At 65.0% G+C, this 23,418-nt stretch carries 24 protein-coding genes and 1 pseudogene; 8 read left to right on the forward strand and 17 right to left on the reverse strand.

Annotated elements, in window-relative coordinates; translation table 11 throughout:
* Positions 1 to 18: 18 nt before the first annotated feature.
* Positions 19 to 1,605, reverse strand: a complete 1,587-nt coding sequence (locus AWC07_RS25460; RefSeq protein ID WP_084293500.1) for an adenylate/guanylate cyclase domain-containing protein — start codon at positions 1,603 to 1,605, stop codon at positions 19 to 21.
* A 722-nt stretch (positions 1,606 to 2,327) separates the two neighbouring features.
* On the opposite strand from AWC07_RS25460, the gene AWC07_RS25465 reads away from it, so the two are divergent.
* Positions 2,328 to 3,089: an ABC transporter substrate-binding protein gene (locus AWC07_RS25465; RefSeq protein WP_279628917.1), complete on the forward strand. Its 762-nt coding sequence runs from the start codon at positions 2,328 to 2,330 to the stop codon at positions 3,087 to 3,089.
* 462 nt (positions 3,090 to 3,551) lie between these two features.
* Here AWC07_RS25465 and purQ read toward each other — a convergent pair whose 3' ends face one another.
* The 8 genes from purQ to AWC07_RS25500 all read right to left on the reverse strand — a co-directional run bounded on the left by purQ (position 3,552) and on the right by AWC07_RS25500 (position 8,369).
* Positions 3,552 to 4,226, reverse strand: a complete 675-nt coding sequence (purQ, locus tag AWC07_RS25470; RefSeq protein ID WP_036412864.1) for a phosphoribosylformylglycinamidine synthase subunit PurQ — start codon at positions 4,224 to 4,226, stop codon at positions 3,552 to 3,554.
* Positions 4,223 to 4,462 (reverse strand): phosphoribosylformylglycinamidine synthase subunit PurS, encoded by a 240-nt coding sequence (gene purS / locus AWC07_RS25475; RefSeq protein ID WP_036411054.1) that lies wholly within the window; start codon positions 4,460 to 4,462, stop codon positions 4,223 to 4,225. Before purS ends, purQ begins: the two co-directional genes overlap by 4 nt.
* A gap of 81 nt (positions 4,463 to 4,543) precedes the next feature.
* Positions 4,544 to 5,035, reverse strand: coding sequence for a 6-pyruvoyl trahydropterin synthase family protein (locus AWC07_RS25480; RefSeq protein WP_036411052.1), 492 nt, complete (start codon positions 5,033 to 5,035; stop codon positions 4,544 to 4,546).
* 36 nt (positions 5,036 to 5,071) lie between these two features.
* Positions 5,072 to 5,512, reverse strand: a complete 441-nt coding sequence (locus AWC07_RS25485; protein ID WP_036411051.1) for a 6-pyruvoyl trahydropterin synthase family protein — start codon at positions 5,510 to 5,512, stop codon at positions 5,072 to 5,074.
* A 365-nt stretch (positions 5,513 to 5,877) separates the two neighbouring features.
* Entirely contained in the window at positions 5,878 to 6,027 is a 150-nt protein-coding gene (locus AWC07_RS27860; protein ID WP_167380137.1) for a hypothetical protein, read from the reverse strand.
* A 3-nt stretch (positions 6,028 to 6,030) separates the two neighbouring features.
* Positions 6,031 to 6,174 (reverse strand): hypothetical protein, encoded by a 144-nt coding sequence (locus AWC07_RS29940; protein ID WP_425271276.1) that lies wholly within the window; start codon positions 6,172 to 6,174, stop codon positions 6,031 to 6,033.
* A gap of 659 nt (positions 6,175 to 6,833) precedes the next feature.
* Positions 6,834 to 7,325, reverse strand: coding sequence for a 6-pyruvoyl trahydropterin synthase family protein (locus AWC07_RS25495; protein WP_085105281.1), 492 nt, complete (start codon positions 7,323 to 7,325; stop codon positions 6,834 to 6,836).
* A gap of 291 nt (positions 7,326 to 7,616) precedes the next feature.
* The gene (locus AWC07_RS25500; RefSeq protein ID WP_036411049.1) at positions 7,617 to 8,369 is read right to left on the reverse strand and encodes an LLM class flavin-dependent oxidoreductase; all 753 of its coding nucleotides are present in this window, start codon (positions 8,367 to 8,369) and stop codon (positions 7,617 to 7,619) included.
* Between the two features lie 264 nt (positions 8,370 to 8,633).
* Between AWC07_RS25500 and AWC07_RS25505 the strand changes: the two genes are divergently transcribed.
* Positions 8,634 to 9,272, forward strand: coding sequence for an MBL fold metallo-hydrolase (locus AWC07_RS25505; RefSeq protein ID WP_036411068.1), 639 nt, complete (start codon positions 8,634 to 8,636; stop codon positions 9,270 to 9,272).
* A 61-nt stretch (positions 9,273 to 9,333) separates the two neighbouring features.
* On the opposite strand, the gene AWC07_RS25510 is transcribed toward AWC07_RS25505, so the two are convergent.
* The gene (locus AWC07_RS25510) at positions 9,334 to 11,040 is read right to left on the reverse strand and encodes an FAD-binding dehydrogenase (RefSeq protein ID WP_139829880.1); all 1,707 of its coding nucleotides are present in this window, start codon (positions 11,038 to 11,040) and stop codon (positions 9,334 to 9,336) included.
* A gap of 35 nt (positions 11,041 to 11,075) precedes the next feature.
* Positions 11,076 to 11,780 carry a DUF2334 domain-containing protein gene (locus AWC07_RS25515; RefSeq protein WP_036411047.1) on the reverse strand — a complete coding sequence of 235 codons (705 nt, stop codon included), beginning with the start codon at positions 11,778 to 11,780 and terminating at the stop codon, positions 11,076 to 11,078.
* Positions 11,781 to 11,938: 158 nt separating this feature from the next.
* Between AWC07_RS25515 and AWC07_RS25520 the strand changes: the two genes are divergently transcribed.
* Positions 11,939 to 13,564: a DHA2 family efflux MFS transporter permease subunit gene (locus AWC07_RS25520; RefSeq protein WP_139829884.1), complete on the forward strand. Its 1,626-nt coding sequence runs from the start codon at positions 11,939 to 11,941 to the stop codon at positions 13,562 to 13,564.
* 38 nt (positions 13,565 to 13,602) lie between these two features.
* On the opposite strand, the gene AWC07_RS25525 is transcribed toward AWC07_RS25520, so the two are convergent.
* Complete coding sequence (locus AWC07_RS25525; RefSeq protein WP_036411046.1) at positions 13,603 to 15,735, reverse strand: S9 family peptidase; 2,133 nt, start codon at positions 15,733 to 15,735, stop codon at positions 13,603 to 13,605.
* Positions 15,732 to 16,625 (reverse strand): phosphoribosylaminoimidazolesuccinocarboxamide synthase, encoded by an 894-nt coding sequence (locus AWC07_RS25530; RefSeq protein WP_036411064.1) that lies wholly within the window; start codon positions 16,623 to 16,625, stop codon positions 15,732 to 15,734. The genes AWC07_RS25525 and AWC07_RS25530 overlap by 4 nt, the downstream gene beginning before the upstream one ends.
* Positions 16,626 to 16,680: 55 nt before the next feature.
* Here AWC07_RS25530 and AWC07_RS25535 point away from each other — a divergent pair, with 55 nt between their 5' ends.
* The 3 genes from AWC07_RS25535 to AWC07_RS25545 are packed head-to-tail and all read left to right on the forward strand — an operon-like array spanning position 16,681 to position 17,993.
* Entirely contained in the window at positions 16,681 to 17,316 is a 636-nt protein-coding gene (locus AWC07_RS25535; protein ID WP_036411045.1) for a hypothetical protein, read from the forward strand.
* A gap of 12 nt (positions 17,317 to 17,328) precedes the next feature.
* The gene (locus AWC07_RS25540) at positions 17,329 to 17,565 is read left to right on the forward strand and encodes a type II toxin-antitoxin system Phd/YefM family antitoxin (RefSeq protein ID WP_084293401.1); all 237 of its coding nucleotides are present in this window, start codon (positions 17,329 to 17,331) and stop codon (positions 17,563 to 17,565) included.
* Positions 17,562 to 17,993 carry a type II toxin-antitoxin system VapC family toxin gene (locus AWC07_RS25545; RefSeq protein ID WP_341865283.1) on the forward strand — a complete coding sequence of 144 codons (432 nt, stop codon included), beginning with the start codon at positions 17,562 to 17,564 and terminating at the stop codon, positions 17,991 to 17,993. Before AWC07_RS25540 ends, AWC07_RS25545 begins: the two co-directional genes overlap by 4 nt.
* Before the next feature lie 6 nt (positions 17,994 to 17,999).
* Here AWC07_RS25545 and AWC07_RS29455 read toward each other — a convergent pair whose 3' ends face one another.
* From AWC07_RS29455 to purB, 3 genes are all read right to left on the reverse strand, one after another.
* Entirely contained in the window at positions 18,000 to 18,125 is a 126-nt protein-coding gene (locus tag AWC07_RS29455; protein WP_279628916.1) for a hypothetical protein, read from the reverse strand.
* A 162-nt stretch (positions 18,126 to 18,287) separates the two neighbouring features.
* Complete coding sequence (locus AWC07_RS25550; protein ID WP_036411044.1) at positions 18,288 to 19,553, reverse strand: cytochrome P450; 1,266 nt, start codon at positions 19,551 to 19,553, stop codon at positions 18,288 to 18,290.
* Positions 19,550 to 20,986 (reverse strand): adenylosuccinate lyase, encoded by a 1,437-nt coding sequence (gene purB / locus AWC07_RS25555; RefSeq protein WP_036411043.1) that lies wholly within the window; start codon positions 20,984 to 20,986, stop codon positions 19,550 to 19,552. The genes AWC07_RS25550 and purB overlap by 4 nt, the downstream gene beginning before the upstream one ends.
* A gap of 66 nt (positions 20,987 to 21,052) precedes the next feature.
* Between purB and AWC07_RS25560 the strand changes: the two are divergent.
* A pseudogene (locus tag AWC07_RS25560) lies at positions 21,053 to 21,787 on the forward strand (DUF429 domain-containing protein); the annotation flags it as partial.
* Here AWC07_RS25560 and AWC07_RS25565 read toward each other — a convergent pair.
* A complete protein-coding gene (locus AWC07_RS25565) occupies positions 21,785 to 22,408 on the reverse strand; it encodes a TetR/AcrR family transcriptional regulator (RefSeq protein WP_139829885.1) in 624 nt (207 codons plus the stop codon). The pseudogene AWC07_RS25560 and the gene AWC07_RS25565 overlap by 3 nt on opposite strands.
* A 55-nt stretch (positions 22,409 to 22,463) precedes the next feature.
* Between AWC07_RS25565 and AWC07_RS25570 the strand changes: the two genes are divergently transcribed.
* Positions 22,464 to 23,375 (forward strand): alpha/beta hydrolase-fold protein, encoded by a 912-nt coding sequence (locus AWC07_RS25570; protein WP_036411042.1) that lies wholly within the window; start codon positions 22,464 to 22,466, stop codon positions 23,373 to 23,375.
* Positions 23,376 to 23,418: the final 43 nt, after the last annotated feature.

The following is a 23,418-nucleotide window of genomic DNA, read 5'->3' on the forward strand; positions in this document are numbered from 1 at the left end:
GTAGGTCGCTGAAACTTGTTAATTATTACGGTGATTCGTCTGTTTTCGGTTGGCTCGCGTACAAAGTGCTGTCATCCGCACACGCGGCGCTTGTCTTGGCTTGGCCAGTCGAGTCCGCTTGCCGTGTCCGCGCAGCACTACTTGTCTGCCCAGCTCCCACATCGTCTGTTCACCGGCGTCACTGGCCTGCACAATCTCGGCTGAAGCAAGGATGCCGTGCGGCTCCGATTTGGCCAACTCACACAGCCGAGCAGCGATGTTCACTGGCTCGCCGATGACGGTGTATTCGAATCGTTCGTAAGCACCCACGTTGCCCGCCAAGACTATTCCGGCGGCGACGCCGATACCGGCCTGGCATTCGGGAACCTCGGCGGCGAGCCGGTGTGCAATGGCCCGTGCGGTGGCCAGAGCGTCGGTTTCTGGTGAACAGACACGTGCCGGTGCGCCAAAGACCACCAAAGTACCGTCGCCCTGGAACTTGTTTATCAGTCCGTGGCGGCGGTCGACTTCCTCCACAATGACGGCGAAGAAACAGTTGAGCAGTCGGACAACCTCGGCCGCAGGCCGGGCGGTCACCAAGCGGGTGGAGCCGATAATGTCGACGAAAAGTACCGCCACATGGCGTTCTTCGCCACCGAGTTCGATTTGTTGTCCTTCGGCGGCGGCCGCGACGTCGCGTCCGACATGGCGGCCGAACAGATCGCGGATGCGCTCGCGTTGCCGCAGTCCCTCGACCATTGCATTGAACCCGCGCTGCAGCTCGCCGAGTTCGGTGCCGTCGAACACCTCCAGCTGGCATTCGAGGTCGCCGGCTTCCACGCGTTGCAATGCGGAATGCACATCTCGCACCGACGTTGCGGTGAGCCACGCGGCGATAAGGTTCGACGCCAACCCGAAGACGAAGGCTGCCATCGTCAGCAATAGCACCACCGCGCCGAGTTCGGTGACGTTCATGTTTCTTTCCAACAGCGCGAATGCCACCGCCAGGATGATGGCGATCAACGGGACACCCGAGCCGAACAGCCACGATGCTGTGGCACGGCCCATCACGCCGGGGGAAAGCCGCCGCGCCGGTGGCCCCGCTTCCAGGGCGACGGCAGCCGCGGGCCGAAGCATCAACTCGGCGAAGAAGTAGCAGCTCACCGACAACAAGATGCCGCTGAAGCTAAAGCCGAACACGAGCTTCGGGATGTAGCCGGAGCTCACGCTTCCGTAGAGCAGCGCGAACAAGACGGCGCCGATCGTCCACAGCACTGTCGGAACCAACGCCAGCCGCCATGGTGCCAGGAAGGCGTTGCGTTGATCCGCGGCCGTCAGCGGCCGATCGTCGCTTTTCCAACGCAATTGGTCAAGGATGCGTTTAGTGATCCAAATCCACCCCAGCCCAACGGAAGCGGCGACATAGAGTGGGACGGCCTCTTCCGAAATCCACACGACGTGCGGATCGAACACATCGGGTGCTGGGATCGCCACGGTCACCAGCAGCAACACCACACCGATACCCATCAGATTGGCCATCGTCACGACACCGAGCAACACCGGACGGGTGATGGGCTTGTTGTCGTGCGGCACGATGATGTTGTGGAGCCATGTTCTGGCGGTCATGATGCGCGCTCGTTCCGTTGATGCCGCCGAGGGCCGCAGGTTCGAATCTCCGTGCACCGCAGGCTGAGTCCACGCCCGGCAGCAGGACCGTAGGTGCGGTGCGTGACCCACGTGTCACCAGTGCCGTCTGTCACCGCCTGACGGAATGCCCGGTTCGAACGTCGCAGGGCCGTCATCATCGTTGCTCCAATCATCACCGCCCCATCGGGTTTTTCACCTATCTCGCAGTTGCGTGACAAGCGAGTAAGAGACCTCGCTTCCGATGTGCCCGGGCGAGATACGGGTGGCCAACACAGCACTACGTCCAGCCACTGTGCTGGCACCGTGCCTCGACCTCTCATATACCCCTATCGGGTATATACTATACATGAGCGGCGTCGACCGAAACGCGGTCGCCGAACGCGCTGGGGTGAACGTTCCTGTCATGTCAATGTCAGACTCGCGAAGTTGCCAATCGGTCCTGACGTCGCGCGGTGGAACGTGTGGTTGACGCCACCAACGAACCTCAGCGATGACGTCGACCACGCGGTCAGCAGCATGGCGATCCGCGTAGAGCCACAGAGATCTGGATCAGGCATGAACACGACGTATCCTGCTAGCCAAGGTTGTCGACCGATACGGAGCTGCCGGTGCAGCCGACGGTCGCGAGTCAAAGTCGTTACGGGTATGGAGATACGTTGGTGTCGATTCGGAGGCGACAGCTTGTGGTTGCCGGCGTGGCCGTGGCGGCTGCCGCCGGATTAGCGGCATGCGACGTCGCGGGCGGGCCGGTCGACGACGGGCGAACGCTACGTGTTGGAGCAGCGTTTCCTGATCCGCCCTTCAACGGCATGCCTGCGGGGGGCGGTTTCGACGTCGACCTGATGACCGAGATTGCCAGAACCCTCGGCTCTGAGGTCAGCTTCATTCGGTACCACGGCGCCGACTTCAACGGCATCTTCGGTGGGCTCAATAGCGGTGACTACGACTGCGTCGCAGCCGGAACCACTGTGACACCCGAACGTGAGAAGCAAGCGGCATTCGTTGCACCATACCTGATCTCGGGGCAATCACTGGCCGTCGACACCGTCCGGCTGCCCAACGTGCACTCCATTGACGACCTGTCTGGACTGACAATCGGCGTCCAGCAGGGTAACACCAGTCAGCCAATCGCGGCTCGCCTTGTCGCCGAAGGCCGAGCCGCCGCCGTGCGGGTCTACGACTATGGCGCTGTCCGTTCGGCGGTAACCGACTTGACCACCGGCGGCTGCGATGCCTTCATGAAGCTGGCGCCGGTGCTGACCGAGCTGGTCAAGCCGGTGCAAGGCGTCGAGGTCGTCCAGCGTACGGGCATATCGGTAGAAAGGATCGCGATTGCGGTGCCCAAGGCAGACCACGAGCTTCTTCAGCGGATCACCGCCGCGCAGGCTGCGCTGGAGGCAAACGGAACACTGTCACGAATTCGGCAGCGATGGCTCGGCAATCCCAATGCATACCAAGCTTAGCGGTTGCCAGCGCACCGCGACGGCCAGGGCAAGTACCAGGGTCGGCTATTTGAACGCAACGTGTATAGCAGCGGCCGAAGGCGCCAATTCCAGAGCGCACCGGCGACACGAGGCGTGGGCAGTGACGGGCCGGTTGGCCGGGACGCAGTTCCGGATGTGTTCTCGACGGCATCAGTCATCACATGAGCCACGTCAGTACCGCAGACTAGCCATCAGGCGATTCGTCTGTCGCGCAATGCCTTCCGTTCACGACCGGATGCACGTATCCGAGCCATGCCCGGGGATCCGTGCGCACCGCGCGTCGCACTCATCGCCGCCGACCCCAAATCGACGACCTCGCCCTAGTCATCGCCACAATCCACGAACTACCACCAGGCCATTGTGACCGGATAAGCTTGCACACCAACAGGTTCCGGTGTCATGTGCAGCGCCGTCGTAACTTCGGGCTAACGAGCGCCGGCCTCAGGCCACCAGCACCGCGTCCAGCACCGAATGAAACAGGCCGAGACCGTCGTCAGACGGACCGGTCAATGCCTCGATCGCGTGTTCAGGGTGAGGCATCAACCCGACCACCCGACCGTTGGCCGAGCTGATGCCGGCAATGTCCCGCAGTGAGCCGTTGACGTTGTCGTGGTACCGAAACACCACCCGCCCCTCACCTTCCAATTCGTCCAGCACCGCCTCGGGTGCCACATAACGGCCCTCACCAGACTTCAGCGGCACCAGCACGTCGGCGTCCGGTTCGAAACGCGATGTCCAGGCCGTCGACGTCGACGCGACCCGCAGCCACATGTCACGGCAGACGAAGTGCAACCCCACATTGCGGGTGAGCGCGCCGGGCAGCAGCCCGGCCTCACAGAGCACCTGAAATCCGTTGCAAATACCCAAAACCGGCATGCCGCCTGCGGCAGCGGCCACCACCTCGCCCATCACCGGTGCGAAACTGGCGATCGCACCCGCCCGCAGATAATCGCCGTAGGAGAAGCCGCCGGGCACCACGACCGCGTCGACTCCCTTGAGGTCGGCGTCCGCGTGCCAGAGGATCACCGCCTCGGCGCCCACCTGCCGTACCGCGCGCGCGGCGTCCACGTCGTCGAGCGTGCCGGGAAACGTGATGACCCCGATCCGAGCTGTCACCGTGGGTCCCGGCTGATCGTCCAGTCCTCGATGACCGTGTTCGCCAGCAGCGATTCGGCGATTTCGGCCAGCGTGGAGTCGTCGACGGAATCGTCGACCTCGAGCTCAAACCTTTTGCCCTGCCGCACATCCGAGATTCCGACATGACCGAGCCGGCCCAACGCGCCGACGATTGCCTGACCCTGCGGATCGAGAATCTCCGCCTTGGGCATGACATGCACGACCACCCGCGCCACCGGCGCTCCTCCTCAGATCCGATTGCTCGGCCCAACTCTACCGGCGGCAGCTGCCGCGCCGCTTCTCAGACGCGCTGAGGCTTACTCTCCGCAGTAAGTGGCCTCGACCGTCTGCTCGCCGAGAACCTTCATTTCTTTGATTCGGAGCTGGTCGGCCAAGCCCTTTTCCTGAATGACCGATTGCAGTCGGTCGTAGAAGTGCCGTACCAGCGCTTCGAAGGTGGGCGAAAAGTCCACCGTGCACAATTTGAGCCCGCCCTTGCGGGCCACCGCGGCGATGTCCTCATACAGAGGGTCCTTCCTGTCCACCACGAACGCGTGGTCGACCTCGTCGAGGATCGGCCGGAATGCATTCTCGAGCAGATCGGTGTCCAAGAGGAAGTATTGCTCGTCGAGACTGTCTCCGGTGAGAGTCACCGAGACAAAGATCGTATGTCCGTGCAGGTTGGCACATTTGTTGGCCACTAATTCGGGAGTGTAAAGTTCACTGCCGCCTCTGCTGGTGCGCATGTCGTGGGTCCAGGTGCGGTGACCCATTTCCAGACGGATCGTTTGTTTGATCGTATACGGCATGGCCTACTCCCTGGCTGTGATGGACGCACGACTTGGCTAATTGACTCCGTAGCTGGCTTTGAGTGTCGACGCGCATTGGAGTTCCACCCGCCTCAAGACGCAGCCCGAAAGCCTGAGCTGGCTGTTCACCCTTTCAAAGATGTGCTCGACGAGCCCCTCGATCGTGGGGTTGAAGTCGACCGTATACACCTTGTCCGCAACGTCTGCCAGCTCACAGACCTTGAGGAAGTCGTCGTATATCGGGTCTTGGTCCCAGATAATGAAGGAATGGTCTAGATCGCTTATTATCGGCTCGACTATGACGGCCAGCTCATTGGTATCGAAAACGGTCTTCATATCATCCAACTGGTCCCCATATTCGAGGATGAGTCTTAGCTCCCAGGTATGGCCGTGGATGGTTTCTTCTTTTTTGTAGTTGAAGCCCAGAGAACGATGGCCCGCATCGAACCGAAAAGTCTTCTCGATCGTATGGCCCATGGTTCGACACCTCCGGAGGGCAAGCTAAGACGTAGCTAGGATTGTCGAGCTGTGAGACGACCTCCCGTCAGCGTCACGGAGTGAATATTAGATCCACTTCCAGGCAAGGCCAAGCCTTTCGGCCAAATCCACCGACATGGTGTAGGAGGCCATCGACTTCGTGGTTTAGCTGAATCCACCGATGGGCTCGCGTGGTGTGTACCGGTTAAATTTTGATCTTGATTTGGGTTTTGCCTCGATCCGCCGATAGACCGTGCGGCGCTGACCCGTTGAATATTTGATCTTGATATTGGCGGGTCCGGGGCACAACTATGCCGCTGGCCTGCCCCAGCGGCAATGCGGGCGCCGGTGGTCGCGGCTCAATCTCACGCGATGCCGACGGCAACGTTCTTGCCGGATCGGTCGGCAGTGCCGGCAGTGCCGGCGTTGCCGCCACCGATCAACGTCGGCGCCGTTGCTGGCGGGGACACCTCCAGTGCGACCAATGTCACCGGCACCGCCAACGCCGCCGCCACCGATCAACGTCGGCGCCGTTGCCGCCCGGCGTGGTGGCTGTTAGCGCCGTTGCCGACAAGCGGGCGAGACAGCAGCGTCTGCAGCGGCGACGCGTTGGCGGCCGCTGCGACGGCATACGAGCCGGTACCGGTGCTGAGGGCTTGCACAAACTCGTGATGAAACGCTGCGACCTATTTCGCCAATGTCTGATAGCCGCAGCTACCGCGTTTCCCGCGGGCAGGCAGGCGCCGATCCGCCCGACGTCGGCGGCCGCCGCCGCCACGATCTGCGGCATTACAAGTACGCGCGACATCCGGCACCTCGCAGCCGCGACCGGCATCATCGATGCAGTCCGTATCAGTAGGCGGCATCGTAGCCGGAACTGCGCAGTTCGTTTGATGTTTCGCGGCTAACTTGCGATTTGCGTCCAGGGAACATTGGTCGCTAATGCTTCGGGAGTCGTCTTGAGTCTTTAGACGGCCCCGACAAGCTGTGGGCAGCATCCGGGCGGCGTCGATGCGTTATGGAATGGGCGTGACGATGAATAGGTTGGACTCATTCCCCGGGACACCCCGTCTGGAACAAAGCTCCGTAGAACTGGTGGACACGCCTTCGCTTGCCCTGAACTGTCAAGAAGCGGTCTTGTCCAGTCGTGTGGCCTTGTGCTGTCGCACATTACCGCGGCGCCGCGGATCCGCGCGCCAGGATCTGCACGCGGGATCCCTGGCAACAATCTTGTTGCACATCTTTGGTGAAAACCCTTGTCCGACAGAAGCTCTCCTGCCCACAACAACCGGGCGCCGGTTGCCGCCCCGGATGCGCAGACCTATTCGCCGCTGTAGGTGGCCTCCACCGTCAGTTCGCCGAGCACCTTCATTTCCTTGATTCGGAGCTGGTCGGCCAACCCCTTTTCCGCGATGACCGCCTGCAGGCGGTCATAAAAGTGCCGCACCAGACCTTCGAATGTGGGCGAAAAATCCACTGTGCATAGCTTGAGCCCACCCTTGTGCACCACCGCGGCGATGTCCTCATAGAGCGGGTCGTGCCGGTCGACCACGAAAGCGAAGTCGAACTCGTCCAGGATCGGCCGGAATGCCTGTTCCAGCAGGTCCGTATCCAGGAGGAAATACTGCTCGTCAAGACTGTCCCCGACCAGAGTCACGGAAACAAAGATCGTGTGGCCGTGAAGGTTTGCACATTTATTGGCTATCAAATCCGGTGTGTAAAACTCGCTGCCACCTCTACTGGTGGGCATGTGATGGCTCCAGGTGCGATGGCCTATTTCAACCCGGAATGTTTGTTTGATGGTATACGGCATAACCTGCTCACTGATTCCTTTCCATGTGATGCGCAGGGGCGCAAGTTGTTGATTCAATCGAGGGGGCCGGTACGTCGATGCAGATAACGTCCGACCTGCCTTGACGTAGAGTCACCGAATTAAAACGCCAGTTACCTCCGATCATCGATACGCGGAGACGATTTTTTCGATAGCGTGGCCGAAATCAACGCAGTGATACTAGATGCACATCGATACGTGACCAAGGCCCGCCCTAATCCGGCCAGCGTCGCGAGGCACGGCAGCGCCTCGATCAGTAAGCGCCAATTCCGTTCAGGAAACCAGGATGAGCCGGTGGCCACCCAGCTCTGCCAGCCGGCGTTGGGCCTGCCCGTCCGGATCGAGGGCGGCTTCGCTCATTGGCGTAGTGGCGCTGATATCGAAGGGCGCACCGGCATTGGCTGATGCGGCCCGGGCCCGACGCGCCGCGTCGAAGAAATGACCGATCCGCGGGTGATCAAGGCGCACATTTACACCATCGCATCGGGCGCCGGCTATCGCGGCCAGGGCGACGCTATTGACCCCGAGCAGCACCGGCGGCCGGGGCGACGGCAACGGAAAGCCTGCCCATTTTTCCGCTCGATGCGGGTCCCACAGAACGTCGCAAAGATCCAGCACGTCGCACATGCGATCGTGGCGCTCCCGCATCGAATGGTGCAGCGGGAAGTCGAGCAGCTCATGCTCTTTCGCCCAGGGACTGCCTGGGGCGGCGCCGGCGCCAAGGCCGAAGATGAAGCGTCCGCCGCTGATCTCTTGCAGTGAGGCTGCCGCAGCGACCGTAACCCCCGCGGGCCGGTTGGCGGCATTCACCACCAGGGTGCCGATGCCTATCGCGGAAGTGACTGCCGCCAAGGCGCCGGCCAGCGAGAAGCATTCCAACATTCGGGGACTCGATAGCACCGCGCCCGACATGTGGTCATAAACCCAGGCGGTGCCATACCCTTCCGCTTCGGCCCGCAGCACGTTGTCTCGCAGCTCTGGCCAGGTGTGCGTCGCCGCACTGTAGACAACGTCGAGTCTTGGCATGAACCGACCCTACCGTGTGCCGGATTCGTATGCAGCAAACCAATTGCGCCAGGCCGAATTCCGGCACCAGGCCCCTCGGCGAGTCCGCGGCTACCCGGCAGTCGCCATCTTGGCGAACCTCGACGACCACCAGCCGCCGCTCGTCACGTGGCCACCAAGGCGAGTGTGGACAGGGCACCTCTGGCCGTGCCCGTCCGGCTGCGATGGGGAGCGTGCCCGGGGACACGCGTCGGTGCGGATCGCTTCGGGGGCACAATCGTGGACATGCAACTGACGCATTTCGGGCATTCCTGCCTGCTCGCCGAGTTCGGCCGCACCAGCCTGCTTTTTGATCCCGGTACCTTCGCGCACGGCTTCGAGGGGATCACCGGCCTGGCGGCAATCCTGATCACCCACCAACATCCCGATCACGTCGACGCCGCGCGACTGCCGGCGCTGCTCGAGGGCAACCCGGATGCGGCGCTGTATGCCGATCCGCAAACCGCCGCGCAGCTGGGAGCGCCGTGCCGGGCGGTGCACGTCGGCGACGAGCTGTCGGTCGGCGCGCTGACCATCCGGGCCATGGGCGGTCGCCATGCGGTGATCCACCCGGACATTCCTGTGGTGGAGAACATTTCATATCTGGTTGATGACCGTGACCGCCGCGCCAGGCTGATGCACCCCGGCGACGCGCTGTTCGTGCCCGACGAGCCGGTGGATGTATTGGCGACTCCGGCCGCCGCGCCGTGGATGAAGATCTCCGAGGCTGTGGACTATCTGCGTGCGGTCGCACCGGCTCGGGCGGTGCCGATCCACCAAGGGATCATCGCTCCCGACGCGCGCAGCATCTACTACGGCCGGCTCACCGAGTTGACCGACACCGATTTCCAGGTGTTGCCGGAGGAAATCGCGGTCGCCTTCTAGCTACGACGCAAAATCGCCCGAGCGTGTGGGCGATTTGACTAGGGCCTGTTGAAGGTCGCCGCTATGTGATGTCCGCGGCGACTCCGCGGCCGGCGGCCCGGCCGGAGAAGATACAACCACCTAGGAAAGTGCCCTCCAGCGCCCGGTAACCGTGTACGCCGCCCCCGCCGAATCCGGCGGCCTCGCCGGCCGCATACAGCCCGGTCAGGTGGGTGCCGTCGGATTTGAGGACCCGCGCGTCCAAGTCGGTTTCTATGCCGCCCAACGTCTTTCGGGTCAGAATGTGCAACTTGACCGCAATCAGCGGGCCCGCCTTGGGATCGGTCAACCGGTGCGGCGCCACCACCCGCCCCAACCGGTCGCCCCAGTAGCTGCGGGCTGCGCGAATCGCGGTGATCTGACCGTCTTTGGTGAACTTGTTGGCCACCTCACGATCGCGTGCCGTGACCGCGGCTTCCACCGTCTCGTAATCCAGGGGATCCACCTCGGGCAACTCGTTCATCGCGGCCACCAACTCACGCAACGACTCGGCGCTGACGAAATCCACGCCCCGGTCGATGAAGGCCTGCACCGGTCCCGGCGGTCCGGACCGGACCCGCGACCGCAGTAGCTGACGCACGCTTTGCCCGGTCAGGTCGGGGTTCTGCTCCTGACCGGACAGGGCGAATTCCTTCTCGATGATCTTGGCGTTCAACACAAACCAGGTGTAGTCGTAACCGGACTGGGTGATGTGCTCGAGGGTGCCGAGCGTGTCGAAACCGGGATACAACGGCACCGGCAACCGGTTGCCCGCCGCGTCCAGCCACAGCGAGGACGGGCCGGGAATGATCCGGATGCCATGATCGGGCCAAATCGGGTCGTAGTTGGTGATGCCCTCGGTGTAGTGCCACATACGGTCGGGGTTGATCACGCGCGCTCCCGCTTTTTGCGCGATGCCGATCATCCGGCCGTCGACGTGCGCCGGCACCCCACTGAGCAGCTGCTTGGGGACGCGGCCCATCCGCTTCGGCCAGTTCTTGCGCACCAGATCGTGATTGCCGCCGATGCCGCCGCTGGCCACGATCACCGCCGACGCGCGGAATTCGAACTTGCCCAGCGCTTTTCGTGACGACGGCGCGCCGCGCGGTTCGTCCGACGGCTCCAATACGGTGCCCCGAACGCCCGTCACCGCGTCAGCTTCGACGATCAGCCGGTCAACCTGATGTCGGTGTGCGAATCGCACGTTCGGCCGGTCCCGCAGTTGACGCGCGAAGATGTCGACCAGGGCCGGTCCGGTTCCCCAGGTGATGTGAAACCTCGGGACCGAGTTGCCGTGGCCCTGCGCGTCGTAACCCCCACGCTCGGCCCAGCCCACCAGCGGGAAGATCTTCAGCCCACGGGCCCGCAGCCAGCTGCGCTTCTCACCCGCCGCGAAATCGACATAGGCATGGGCCCATTGCTGCGGCCAATGGTCCTCAGGCCGATCGAAAGCGGCCGTCCCCAGCCAATCCTGCAATGCGAGCTCATGGCTGTCGCGGATGCCCAGCCGGCGCTGCTCCGGGCTGTCGACGAAAAACAGGCCGCCGAACGACCAGTACGCCTGCCCGCCCAGGTTGGCGCTGTTCTCCTGATCGACGATCAGCACGTGCAAGCCGCGGTCCGCCAACTCGCAGGCGGCTACCAGGCCGGCCAGGCCCGCTCCGACGATGATCGCGTCAGCCGTAAACCCGTCCGACACGGGCCCCGAACCTACTGAAGCATCACTCATGTCGGTACAGGGTAGTGCCACCGCTCATGGCGGCTGACCATGCGGCTGGGCGAGAGCTAGGCGGCGTCGAGCACAGCCCTATTGGGCCGCCATTGATACACCGTCGGTGTGCAGCCGTGCATCATCGACAGGTCGATGGCATCCAGCATCGCCTGGCGCGGACCGGACTTGGACAATTGCCGGGCCGAAACGGCGACGCGCACCACGCCGCCGCGCCGCGCGATTCGTTCGGCCGACAGCACCACCATCCGGCACCACCACGGCTCGGTCAGGAAGCTCTCACCGATGCCCAGTATTCGCGCCCGCACGGTTGTCTTGCGGGCCAGGTCGGTGATCCCGTGGTAGTCCGCAAGCAGCCGAAAACCGTTTTCCGGCAACGCCTTGACGACACCTGGGGACACCACCCAGCCCGGCGCTGCGAACAGCCGGGTACGTAGGCCCAGGTGTTCGAGCACCCGGTCGGCGGCCATCAGCCGCAGGTTGGCCTCGTGAGCAAGCAGCGTCGCAAATTCGCCGCGCCTTTTCTTGGTTGCCGCTTCGTCGTAGCCGTGCAATACCAGGGCGTCGCCGCCGGCACGCCGGGCGACCAGCCACTCGACGGTTCGGGGGTCCCGGTCGAGCCGATAGTCACCCTTGAGCCGCGGAGCAACCAGCAGCGACACCGGCACCGACCGGGCGTCCATCTCCGCGCAGAATGCCTCGACGCCGGACAGGGTGCGCTCACCTATCCCCGAGACCGAGACGATCAGTTTTCCAGCCACCCGTTCAGTTTGCCGATGCCAGGTTTCCGGACGGTGAAGTACACGCAGCCAACAGGCGTCTATCCAGTGCCTCTGACGTGCGGATATCCGGCCCGCCACGCGGCCGGCCGGCGGCGGTCTAGCTGGTCCCGCCGGCGGTAGCGGTGACGCGTGTCGCTATGCTCAGCAACGCCATGGACAAGGCGCGTTCCGCACCGGCCGACGCCGCGCTGCCCACAACTGCCACGGGGCAGCACAGCCCCGGCGAACACGTCTACCCCGACCGGCTCGATACGCGGCTTTTCCGGATCGCCGGGGTCTGCGTGCTGGCCTCGGTGATGACGATCCTCGACGCCACCATCGTCAGTGTCGCGCAACGCACCTTCATCATCGAGTTCGACTCCACCCAGGCCGTGGTCGGATGGACCATGACCGGCTACACGCTGGCCCTGGCGACTGTGATCCCGGTAACGGGCTGGGCGGCCGACCGATTCGGCACCAAACGACTCTGGATGGGTTCCATCCTGGCGTTCACACTCGGCTCACTGCTGTGTGCGTTAGCGCCAAACATTCTGGCGCTCATCGCTTTCCGGGTGATTCAGGGTATCGGCGGTGGCATGTTGATGCCACTGGGGTTCACCATCCTGACCCGCGTGGCCGGCCCCAAGCGGCTGGGACGCATGATGGCGGTGCTGGGCATCCCGATGCTGCTCGGCCCGATCTGCGGGCCGATCCTGGGCGGCTGGCTCATCGGCGCCTTCAGCTGGCCATGGATCTTCCTGGTCAACCTGCCCATCGGGCTGATCGCGTTCACCCTCGCGGCACTCGTATTCCCCAAAGACCAACCCGCGCCGGCGGAGAGTTTCGACCTCGTCGGGGTGGTGCTGCTGTCGCCCGGCCTGGCCACGTTCCTGTTCGGGATTTCCTCCATCCCGGGACGCGGCAGTGTGACCGACCGCTACGTGGCAGTGCCGGTGATGGTCGGCCTGACGCTGGTTGGCCTGTTCGGGTGGCATGCCTGGCACCGTGCGGATCACCCGCTGCTGGATCTGCGGTTGTTCAAGAACCCGGTGTTCGCTCGAGCCAATCTGACTCTGGTGACATTCGCCGCCGCCTATCTCGGTGCGTCGCTGCTGCTGCCGAGCTATCTCCAGCAGGTTCTGCGGCAAACCCCGATGCAGTCGGGGGTGCACCTGATTCCCAACGGCCTCGGAGCCATGCTGACCATGCCGTTCGCCGGCGCCTTCATGGACAGGCGGGGACCGGGCAAGAGCGTGCTCGTGGGCCTCACGCTGATCGCCGCCGGACTGGGCATCTTCGTTTTCGGCGCGTCCAGGCAGGCGGACTACCTGCCGACGCTGCTGGTCGGCCTGTTGGTGTTGGGCATGGGGACCGGTTGCACGATGATGCCGCTTTCGGGCGCCGCGATCCAGACACTGGCACCGCGGGAGATTGCCCGTGGGTCGGCGGTGATCAGCGTCATCCAGCAGGTCGGCGGCTCAATAGGGACCGCGCTGATGTCGATGATTCTCACCACCCAATTCAATCGCAGCGAAAACATCGGTACGGCAACCAAAATCGCGGCCCTGCACCAGGAGGCGGACAGGCATGGCGTTGCGGTTGACCCGTCGGCGATACCGCCGCAGGCCCTCGCCCCCGACTTCACAAGCCGGGTGTTGCACGACCTTTCGCACGCCTACACGGTGGTGTTCGTGATCGCGGTCGTGCTGGTGGTGTCGACACTGATCCCCGCGGCGTTCCTGCCCAGGACACCCGCGGGTATTGACTCAGGGTTCGCAACGTGACGCTGCGGTCACCTTCGGGTCCGAAGGTGACCGCAGCGTCACGCTCGCGGCCCGTGTTCTCCGACTTCGGTGTCGCATCCGGCGGCGGCTAACAGCCAGGCGTACTGGAAAGCAGTTTCCTTCCAGCGTTCGTATCGTCCGCTTATCCCGGCGTGCCCGGCATTCATCTGCGTCTTCAACAGGACCGGGTTACCGTCGGTGTTGGCGTGCCGAAGCGCTGCAACCCATTTGGCCGGCTCCACGTAGTAGACCCGGGTGTCGTTGAGCGACGTCATCGCCAGAATGGCCGGATAGGGTTTGGCTGCCACGTTTTCATACGGCGAGTACGACTTCATATACGCATAGACATCGCTGTTGTCGAGCGGATTTCCCCACTCGTCCCACTCGGTGACAGTGAGCGGCAACGACGGATCGAGGATGGTGGTGAGCGGATCGACGAAGGGCACCTGCGCCAGGATCCCGGCGAAGAGCTCAGGCGCCATATTGGCCACCGCGCCCACCAACAAACCGCCCGCACTGCCGCCCAGGGCCACCAGCCGCTCCGGGCGGGTCAACCCCGAATCCACCAGATGCTGTGCCGCCGCGACGAAATCGGTAAAGGTGTTCTTCTTGTGCAATGTCTTGCCGTGCTCGTACCACAACCGGCCCATCTCACCGCCGCCGCGAACATGCGCGATGACGAACACCATTCCCCGGTCCAGCAGTGACAGCCGGGCAATGGAAAACCGGGGGTCTTCGCACATCTCGTAGGCGCCGTAGCCGTAGATGACTGCGGGCGCGGGGAATTCGATGTCGGCCCGGTACACGACCGAAATCGGGATGCGGGTGCCGTCGTCCCCGTGAGCCCAGTCGCGGCGCTCCACGTAGTCCTCGCGACGGTAGCCGCCCAGTACCGGCTGCTCTTTGAGCAAGGTGCGCTCGCCGGTGACCAGATCGATGTCGTAGATCCGCACCGGAGTGATGAAAGATCCCGCGCCGACACGCAGCCTGGGCGAATCCCAGTTGGGATTGGGCCCCAGCCCGGCCGCCATCAGCTCGGAGTCGAAGGCGATCTCCTGCGGTTCGCCGTATTCCCCCTCGGGGCCGAACGGCCACAACTGGATCCGGGGCAACGCTTCGCGCCGGTAGCTGACCACCACATGGGCGGCGAAGGCGTCGACGCCGTCGAGCCGGACGTCCTCGCGGTGCACAACTAGCGTGCGTTGCCGGGCCGGATCCTCGACCGGGGCTTCTACCAGGGTGAAGTTCACCGCGCCGTCGTTGTGCAGGATGAGAAAGCGGTCTTGTCCGCCGATGATCGCGTGCTCAACGGAGTACTCGACGCCGTCCCGGCGCGGCAGCACGATGGCGAACTGTGCGGCCGGGTCGGCCGAGTCCGCGTAGCGGATCTCGGAGGTGACCGACGAGCCCGCCGCGATGACGATATAGGCGTTGCTGCGGGTGCGCCCCACCGCGAGCCAAAACCGTTCGTCGGACTCGTGATAGACCTGCTCGGACGCGGCACCCGGTCCGAGCCGGTAGCGCCATACCGTGTCCGGGCGCCATGCGTCGTCCACGGTGGTGTAGTAGACGGTGCGGTGGTCAGCAGCCCAAGTCGCTCCGGGGCCGATGCCGGCGATCTCGTCGGGATATCTTTCTCCAGTGCGTAAATCCTTGAACCGCAACGTGTACCGCTCGTCGCCGACAACGTCGACGGAGTAGACAAGGATGTTGTCGTCCAGGCTGACGCTCAACGCGCCCAGCGCGAAGAAGTCGTGCCCGCCCGCCTCCTGGTTTTCGTCGAGCAGCACCTGCTCACCGGGTATCTCGGTGTTCTCGTCCAATCGTGGCGGGTCCCAGTCGTCGGGATCGGCAACCGGACAACGACAGTGGACGCCGTATTGCTTGCCCTCGAAGGTACGGGCGTAGTACCACCAGTTGCCGCGCCGGGTAGGCACCGACAAGTCGGTTTCCTTGGTGCGCGCCTTGATCTCGTCGAAGATCTTCTGCCGCAATGGTTCCAGATGGGCGGTCGCTTGGTCGGTATAGGCGTTCTCCGCCTCCAGGTAGGCGATCACTTCGGGATCGTCCTTGTCACGCAGCCATTCATAGGGATCGACGAAGACGTCACGGTGGTGCTCCCGCCGCGTCTCCATCCGTTTGGCCACCGGGGGCACGGCGTGGTCCGTCATGCGCCCGGTCCGATCCAGTCGCCGAACCGCAGACCCGAAATGCGTTCGTAGGCTTCGATGTAGCGTTCGCGCGTGGCTTCGATGATGGCGGTGGGCAGCGGCGGCGGTGGCTGGTCGCCGCCGCGGTCCCAGCCGGACTCCGGGCTGGTCAGCCAGTTGCGGACGAACTGCTTGTCGAAGCTGTTCTGCACCACGCCGGGCCGGTATTCGTCGGCCGGCCAGTACCTAGACGAGTCGGGGGTGAATATCTCGTCGGCCAGCAGCAGGTTTCCGTCGCGGTCGATGCCGAACTCGAACTTGGTGTCGGCGATGATGATCCCCCTCCTCAGGGCGTGGTCGGCGGCCTGAACGTAGATCTGCAGCGTACGGTCGCGCAGCTGGTTGGCGCGCACGCCACCGACCATCTCGATCACCCGAGCAAACGAGATGTTCTCATCGTGGTCGCCCAGGGCGGCTTTGGTCGCCGGGGTGAACAGCGGCGCGGCGAACTTGCTGGCCTCGACCAAACCCGGCGGCAGGGCGATCCCGCAGACCTTTCCGGTTGCCTGGTAGTCGAGCAGACCGGAGCCGGTCAGATAGCCGCGGGCCACGCATTCCACCGGAAGCATCTCCAGTCGGCGCACCACCAGCGCCCGGCCCAGCACCTCGTCGGGAATGCGCCGATCATCGGGCGGCCCGGCCAAATGGTTGGCGGAATCGACCAGGCCGAAGAAGAACAGGCTCATCGCCGTCAGGATGCGGCCCTTGTCCGGGATGGTGCTGTCCAGGACGTAGTCGTACGCCGAGATCCGGTCGGTGGCGACCAGCAGCAGGTGGCCGTCGTCGACGCGGTAGATCTCCCTGACCTTGCCGCTGGCCAGATGCTGGTAGTCGGACAATGCGGGACGCAACACCGGGCCAGCCTATCGGTGGGGTCGGGGCGCGCACTGTGCTGGTATCAGTGCCATGCGATCACGGTTCCTGCCCTACTCGACCAGACCCGTTCGACTGTTCGTCCAGCTGATGAGCGACATCACCGTTGTCGTGTGGACGACGGTCTGGGTGCTGGTCGGTCTGGCCGTCCACAGCGCCATCTCGACCATCGCCGAGGCCGGCCGCCAAATCGAGAACGGCTCTCAGGGCATTGCCGGCAACTTGGCGTCGGCGGGTCATGGAGCCCAGCACATCCCGTTGGTGGGTGATGCGGTCAGCAAGCCCATCACCGCCGCCAGCGAGGCCGCGCTCGACATCGCCGGCGCCGGCCACAGCCTGGACACCACCGCGAGCTGGCTGGCCGTGTTGCTGGCCCTGGCGGTCGCCGCGACGCCGATCCTCGCCGTGGCCATGCCGTGGCTGTTCTTGCGACTGCGGTTCTTCCGCCGCAAGCTGGCGGTGACCGCGTTGGCCGCCACGGCGGCCGGTCAGCAGCTACTGGCGCTGCGGGCACTGGCGAACCGCTCGCCGGCGAAACTGGCCGCCGTCAGCGCGGATCCGGTCGGCGGTTGGCGCCGTGAGGATCCCGCCACCATCCGGGGCCTGGCCGCACTCGAGCTGCGAGCGGCCGGAATCAGGCTGCGAACGCCCAGCACGTATCACCGGTGATACACTTCCCCCATGGACTCGGTGACGGTGCGGGATTTGCGGAACCGCGGGGGCGAAGTACTTCGCCGCGTGGAGCGCGGTGAGCGCATCGTCGTCACCCGTGACGGCATCCCCGTGGCCGAACTGCGCCCCCTTCCCCGTCCCAGCCTCGGCCCAGCCGAACTCATTCGCCGGCGCAAGCACCTCCCGAGGGTGGATCCCGACGGGTTTCGCCGGGACGTTGACGCCTTGATCGATCCGTCGCTGTGAGGGACGACGACGCTGCTGCGCGCGGCATGCTGGACACTTCCACCGTGATTCTGCTGGGCGAAATCGGGGACCCGGCAAGCCTTCCCGACGAATCGGTCATCAGTGCGATCACCCTGGCGGAGTTATCCGTCGGTCCACACGTTGCCCGCAACGACGATGAACGCGCGGCGCGCCAGCAACATCTACAGCAGGCTGAGGCCGACTTCGAAGTGCTGCCGTTCGATGCCGAGTGCGCCCGGGCCTTCGGCGGGGTTGCCGCAGCGCTTCGCGCATCCGGTCGAAAACCGGCAGCACGCGCCTATGATGCCTTGATTGCTGCCAGCGCGATCGCTCATGATGTCGCGCTGTACACGTGCAACCCGGACGACCTCACCGGAATCCCACGACTGCGGTTGCGCGCCGTCGCTCACCCGAACCCACCGCGTTGAGCCGAGCTACTCGGAACTTTCACGGGTGCCGAACGCACGGAGCACACCGGCGACGGCCACGATCAGCCGCGCCGCCACGGCGACCCAAAAGAACACCAACGACGACAACAGCGCCACCAAATGCCAGAACACCCAATGTGTTTCTGATCCGGCCGTATTGGTGCTTACCCGCCGCGATCGACAGGATGCCGGTGGCCATCACCGCGGCGAACGAATCGGGTGACGGCTCCAGGTCGCCGCGCCGGATTCTCACCGCAGCCGGCCAACACCTGCAACGGTCCTCATCTATTGTCCTCAGTCAGTCGATAATTCGACGACCAAATGCCGGATGCCGGTGTGCCGGTTGCTGCGAGTCCATTCGACCGGCCGCACCACGCGCACGTCGGCGAACCGCGAGAGCAGCTCCTCGAACAGCACCCGCAGTTCCAGCCGAGCCAGATTGGCTCCCAGGCAGTAGTGCACACCTTGGCCGAACCCCAAGTGCGGATTGGGCTTTCGGGTGATGTCGAACTCGTCGGCGTGGTGGAACACGGCGGCGTCGCGGTTGGCCGAGCCCTCCCAGATCTGTACCTTCTGCCCCGCCCGGATCGAGTGTCCGCCCAGAGTGACATCGCGGGTGGCGGTGCGCCGCTTGGACGGCGACGGCGACGTCCAGCGAACCATCTCCTCGACCGCCGTCGGCAACATATCGAGATCGTTACGCAGCGCCCGCAATTGCTCGGGATGTTCGGCCAGTGCCAGCAACCCGCCGCCCACCGCGTTGCGGGTCGTCTCCGCGCCGGCGCTGAACAACAGGCTGAAGAACAGATACAGCTCCAGATCCGAGAGGGCCGGCGCGTTTTGGTCGTCGAGCATCGCGTTCGCGACGACGGACAGCATGTCGTCGGTGGGGTCGGCGCGCTTCGACGCGATCAATTGCTGACCGTAGGCGTACATCCGCGACCCCGCCTGCGCGGCTTCTTCGGAAACCGACACCGGCGACAGCGGGGACAGGGACGCCTTGCGCGAGCCGCCGAAGTCGAACTGCGGCTCGATCGCCTCGAACAGCCAATGTCGTTCGGATTCGGGCACTCCCAGCAGAATGCAGATCATCTGCATCGGCAGTTCGGCGGCGATGTCGACCAGGAAATCGACCGGCTCGCCCGGCTGCACCGCGTCCAGCAGCCGGCGCGCCCGGGCCCGCAGGTCGTCCTCGACGCGGCGGATCATCCGCGGCGTCAGCCCGGAGCTGACCAGCCGGCGAATCTGGGCGTGCCGCGGGTCGTCCATCATGTTGAGCACCTGGCCGGCGATGGCCAAGTCCTGCAGCAGCGTGCCGCCGAACGGTCGTCCGCCACCGGTCACCGACGAGTAAGTTACCGGATCCTTCAGTACCGCAAGGGTTTCCGGGTACGTGGCGACGGACCAGAAGCCCTCGCCGTCCGGGGTGTTGTCGGTCGGCTGGTGCCAGTACACCGGCGCTTCCCGACGATGGACGGCGAAGAGGTCGTGCGGGAATCCGTTGGCGAAGTTGTCCAGGTCGGTGAAGTCGATGCTCGAGAGCGCGCCCGCGAGAGTCATAGGATTGCTCCTGGTGTGTACTTAGCGGCTTCCGGGTAGCGGCCTATCAGCGTGTCCACCATCGCGACCACCTCGTCGACCTGGTCGGCGGCGGCTCCGGTGAACGCCTTGCGGTCGGCCAGGGCGGCGTCCAGCGCCGCGCGGTCCAGGGGCAGCCGCGGGTCGGCGGCCAACCGGTCCAGCAGGTCGGGCTCGGCGCCCTCGCGCATGGCCAGCGCGGTGGCCACCGCGTGCTCGCGAATCACGTGGTGCGCACTCTCGCGGCCCATACCCGCACGCACCGCCGCGATCAACACCTTGGTGGTGGCCAAAAACGGTAGGTAGCGATCCAGCTCCCGCTGGATCACCCGCGGGTAGGCGCCGAATTCGTCGAGCACCGTCAGAAATGTCTCCAGTTGTCCGTCGATGGCAAAGAAGCTGTCCGGCAAGGCGACTCGGCGCACCACCGAGCAGAAGACGTCGCCCTCGTTCCACTGCGCTCCGGCCAGTTCGGCAGCCATCGAGGCGTACCCGCGCAGCACCACCTGCAAGCCGTTGACCCGTTCGCAACTGCGGGTGTTCATCTTGTGCGGCATCGCCGACGAGCCGACTTGCCCCGGTGCAAAGCCTTCGGTGACCAGCTCGTGCCCGGCCATCAGCCGGATGGTGTGGGCCAGCGACGACGGTCCCGCGCCGAGCTGCACCAGCGCGGACACCACGTCGTGGTCCAACGAACGCGGATACACCTGCCCGACGCTGGTCAAAACCGTTGAGAAGCCCAGGAAGTCAGCGACGAGGCGTTCCAGTCGGGCCAGTTTGGCCCGGCCTTCTTTCCCGCCTTCTTTCCCGCCGCCGAGCAGGTCGAGCATGTCCTGCGCGGTGCCCATCGGGCCTTTGATGCCCCGCAGTGGGTAGCGGTCGATCAGCTCTCGCAGCCTGGCCAAGGCGATGAGCGTTTCCTGTGCCGCCGAGGCGAAACGCTTGCCCAAGGTGGTGGCCTGGGCGGCGACATTGTGGCTGCGCCCGGTCATCACCAGCTCGCGATAGGCCACCGCCCGTTCGGCCAGCCGGGCCACCACCGCCACGCCGTGGGAGAAAACCAGCTCCAGCGACTGCCGGATCTGCAGCTGCTCGACGTTCTCGGTCAGATCCCGGCTGGTCATGCCCTTGTGCACGTGCTGGTGACCGGCGCGGCCATTGAATTCCTCGATGCGGGCCTTGACGTCGTGGCGCAGCACCCGCTCCCGGGCCGCGATCGAGTCCAGGTCTACGTCGTCGAGCACCCGCTCATAGTCGGCGATCGCCTCCTGCGGAACCGCCACCCCCAGTTCGGCTTGTGCCCGCAGCACCGCCAGCCATAGCCGCCGCTCGGCGACCACCTTGGCTTGCGGCGACCAGATCGCGACCATCTCGGCGCTGGCGTACCGGGAGGCCAGCACGTTCGGAATGCCCACGAAGACACAGCTTACGGTCGGACGCGGTCAGATCGCGCGGACTCCCGTCGGCCGTACCCTTGGCGAATGTACTTCGCCGGCGTCGATCTGGCCTGGGCCACTCGCAACCCGACCGGTGTGGCAGTACTCGACGCCGACGGTGTTCTGGTGCACGTCTGCGCTGCCCGTGACGACGCATCGGTGCTGGCGGCGTTGCGGCCGTACACGGCCGGCCCCTGCCGGGTCGCGTTCGACGCGCCGCTGGTGGTGACCAACCCGTCCGGTCAGCGGCCGGCCGAGACCGCACTCAACCGCGACTTCCGCGCGTTCGAGGCTGGTGCGTATCCGGCGAATACCGGAAAACCCGAGTTCGCCGACGGCCCGCGCGCGGCACGGCTAGCCGGTGCGCTGGGCCTGGATATGGATCCGTTCTCGGCGGGTCCACGGCGGGCCATCGAGGTCTACCCGCATGCGGCGACGGTGGCGCTGTTCCGGCTGTCCCGCACGCTGAAGTACAAGGCCAAGCCCGGCCGCGGTGTCGAAGGGCTCAAATCGGAGTTGCTGCGATTGATGGACGGCATCGAGGGACTCGAAAACACGCACCCGCCGCTGCGAGTGACCGGTCATGGCGACTGGCTCTGGTTGCGCCGGCAGGTGCACGCCGCCCGGCGCAAGTGCGAACTGCGCCGCGCCGAAGACCCGATCGACGCCGTCGTCTGCGCCTACGTCGCGCTGTACGCCGAGCGCCGCCCCTCCGACATCACGATCTACGGAGATTTCGCAACCGGGTACATCGTCACGCCGACGTTGCCCGCGGAACTACACCCGGATCGGCCGTTGGTCGACGGGCGCAAGCACCTCGATGAGGTCGACCACGGTTGTCAGGGCGGCGTTGCGTGCATCCCGCCCCTCGACCAGCGCGGAGACCACCGAACCGTCGACCGCGCAGATCAGGGTGCACACCAGTTCGATGCGCACGGACCGGCCGGATCGCTCGATGGCCTCCGCGACCGCCTCAGCGCGCTGGCGTAGGTTGCGGCGCATGCTTTCCCGCAACGCGGGCAGGCGGGTGCAGGCGATATGTCGCTCGTATCGCGATATCAGCTGTTCGGCGAGCCCCGAGCCGTCGACGTCCCCCACAAGGAGGTCGACCAGCACTTCACCGGTGGTCTCGGGTCCCCGGCGCCGCCGCGGCAGCGCGTTGACCCGGGCCCGTAACTGCGCCACCTCGATCATCCCGATGTGTTCGACCGCACGGGCGATCAAATCGTCAAGGGACGAAAAGTAGTAGGTGGTAGAGGCCAACGGCAGGCCGGCGCGCCGGGCAACGGCCCGGTGGCGCACTGCTTCGAATCCACCCTCGCCAAGCAGCTCGGCGGCGGCGCTTACCAACGCATACCGCCGACGTTCTCCTTTTGGAGTAACTGCTGCCGTCACGCCCACCCATGCTGCCAGTGAAATTGGTACTGCATTGCTATTTTCGCTAAACGGCCATGGCATGATGACCCGCATGCCGGACTTAAGTCGCCGCGCCGTCCTCGGTCTTGGCGCCAGTGCGACGCTTGGCGCGGGCGGCGTATTCGCACTCGACATGCTGTTGCAGCCACGGACTTCGCATGCCACACCGGCGCCGGCGATTGGCACAAACGTTCCGTTGGCGCCGATACGGCCGCTCGATCCACCGCCGCCGGCTCAGGCCGCGCCGACGATGACGACCGGCTCGTTCGTGTCGGCGGCCCGCGGGGGCATATCGACGAACTGGGCGATCGCCCGTCCGCCGGGCCAAACCAAGCCGCTGCGGCCGGTGATCGCACTGCACGGCAAGGGCAGCGACACCGCTACCGTGATGGCCGGCGGCGTCGAACAGGGCCTGGCGCAGGCGGTCAACGCCGGGCTACCGCCGTTTGCTGTGGTCGCGATCGACGGCGGCGGCAGTTACTGGCACAAGCGGGCTTCTGGCGAGGATTCCGGGGCCATGGTGCTGGGCGAGCTCCTCCCGCTGCTGGACACCCAGAACCTGGACACCTCGCGGGTGGTGTTTCTGGGCTGGTCGATGGGCGGTTACGGGGCGTTGCTGCTCGGCGGCCGGCTCGGGCCGGCCCGGACAGCGGCGATCTGCGCGGTGAGCCCGGCGCTGTGGTTGTCGGCCGGCGCGGCTGCACCGGGCGCGTTCGACGGAGCCGACGACTTTGCGGCGAACTCGGTGTTCGGCATGCCCGCGCTGGGTTCCATTCCGATCCGGGTGGATTGCGGCGATAGCGATCCCTTTTATGCGGTGACCAAACAGTTCATCGCTCAACTGCCGAATCCACCGGCGGGCGGCTTCTCTCCAGGCGGGCACAACGGCGGGTTTTGGAGCTCGCAGCTGCCCGCCGAGCTGACCTGGATGGCGCCGTTGCTGACGGCGTGACCGCCGGGCATGCGAGGATCGCCCGGTGAATCCGTTCGGTTGG

It is taken from the genome of Mycobacterium gastri (assembly GCF_002102175.1).
Lineage (GTDB): Bacteria > Actinomycetota > Actinomycetes > Mycobacteriales > Mycobacteriaceae > Mycobacterium > Mycobacterium gastri.

Excerpts from the sequence above, each read along its gene's own strand:
- AWC07_RS25550 (WP_036411044.1), bottom strand. The coding sequence starts at position 19,553 with ATGACTCTCGCGGGCGCGCTCTCGAGCATCGACTTCACCGACCTGGAC.
- AWC07_RS25460 (WP_084293500.1), bottom strand. The coding sequence starts at position 1,605 with ATGACCGCCAGAACATGGCTCCACAACATCATCGTGCCGCACGACAAC.
- AWC07_RS25485 (WP_036411051.1), bottom strand. The coding sequence starts at position 5,512 with ATGGGCCATACGATCGAGAAGACTTTTCGGTTCGATGCGGGCCATCGT.
- AWC07_RS25520 (WP_139829884.1), top strand. The coding sequence starts at position 11,939 with ATGCTCAGCAACGCCATGGACAAGGCGCGTTCCGCACCGGCCGACGCC.
- AWC07_RS25570 (WP_036411042.1), top strand. The coding sequence starts at position 22,464 with ATGATGACCCGCATGCCGGACTTAAGTCGCCGCGCCGTCCTCGGTCTT.
- AWC07_RS25525 (WP_036411046.1), bottom strand. The coding sequence starts at position 15,735 with ATGACGGACCACGCCGTGCCCCCGGTGGCCAAACGGATGGAGACGCGG.
- AWC07_RS25535 (WP_036411045.1), top strand. The coding sequence starts at position 16,681 with ATGCGATCACGGTTCCTGCCCTACTCGACCAGACCCGTTCGACTGTTC.
- AWC07_RS25480 (WP_036411052.1), bottom strand. The coding sequence starts at position 5,035 with ATGCCGTATACGATCAAACAAACGATCCGTCTGGAAATGGGTCACCGC.
- AWC07_RS25500 (WP_036411049.1), bottom strand. The coding sequence starts at position 8,369 with ATGCCAAGACTCGACGTTGTCTACAGTGCGGCGACGCACACCTGGCCA.
- AWC07_RS25540 (WP_084293401.1), top strand. The coding sequence starts at position 17,329 with ATGGACTCGGTGACGGTGCGGGATTTGCGGAACCGCGGGGGCGAAGTA.
- AWC07_RS25505 (WP_036411068.1), top strand. The coding sequence starts at position 8,634 with ATGCAACTGACGCATTTCGGGCATTCCTGCCTGCTCGCCGAGTTCGGC.
- AWC07_RS25495 (WP_085105281.1), bottom strand. The coding sequence starts at position 7,325 with ATGCCGTATACCATCAAACAAACATTCCGGGTTGAAATAGGCCATCGC.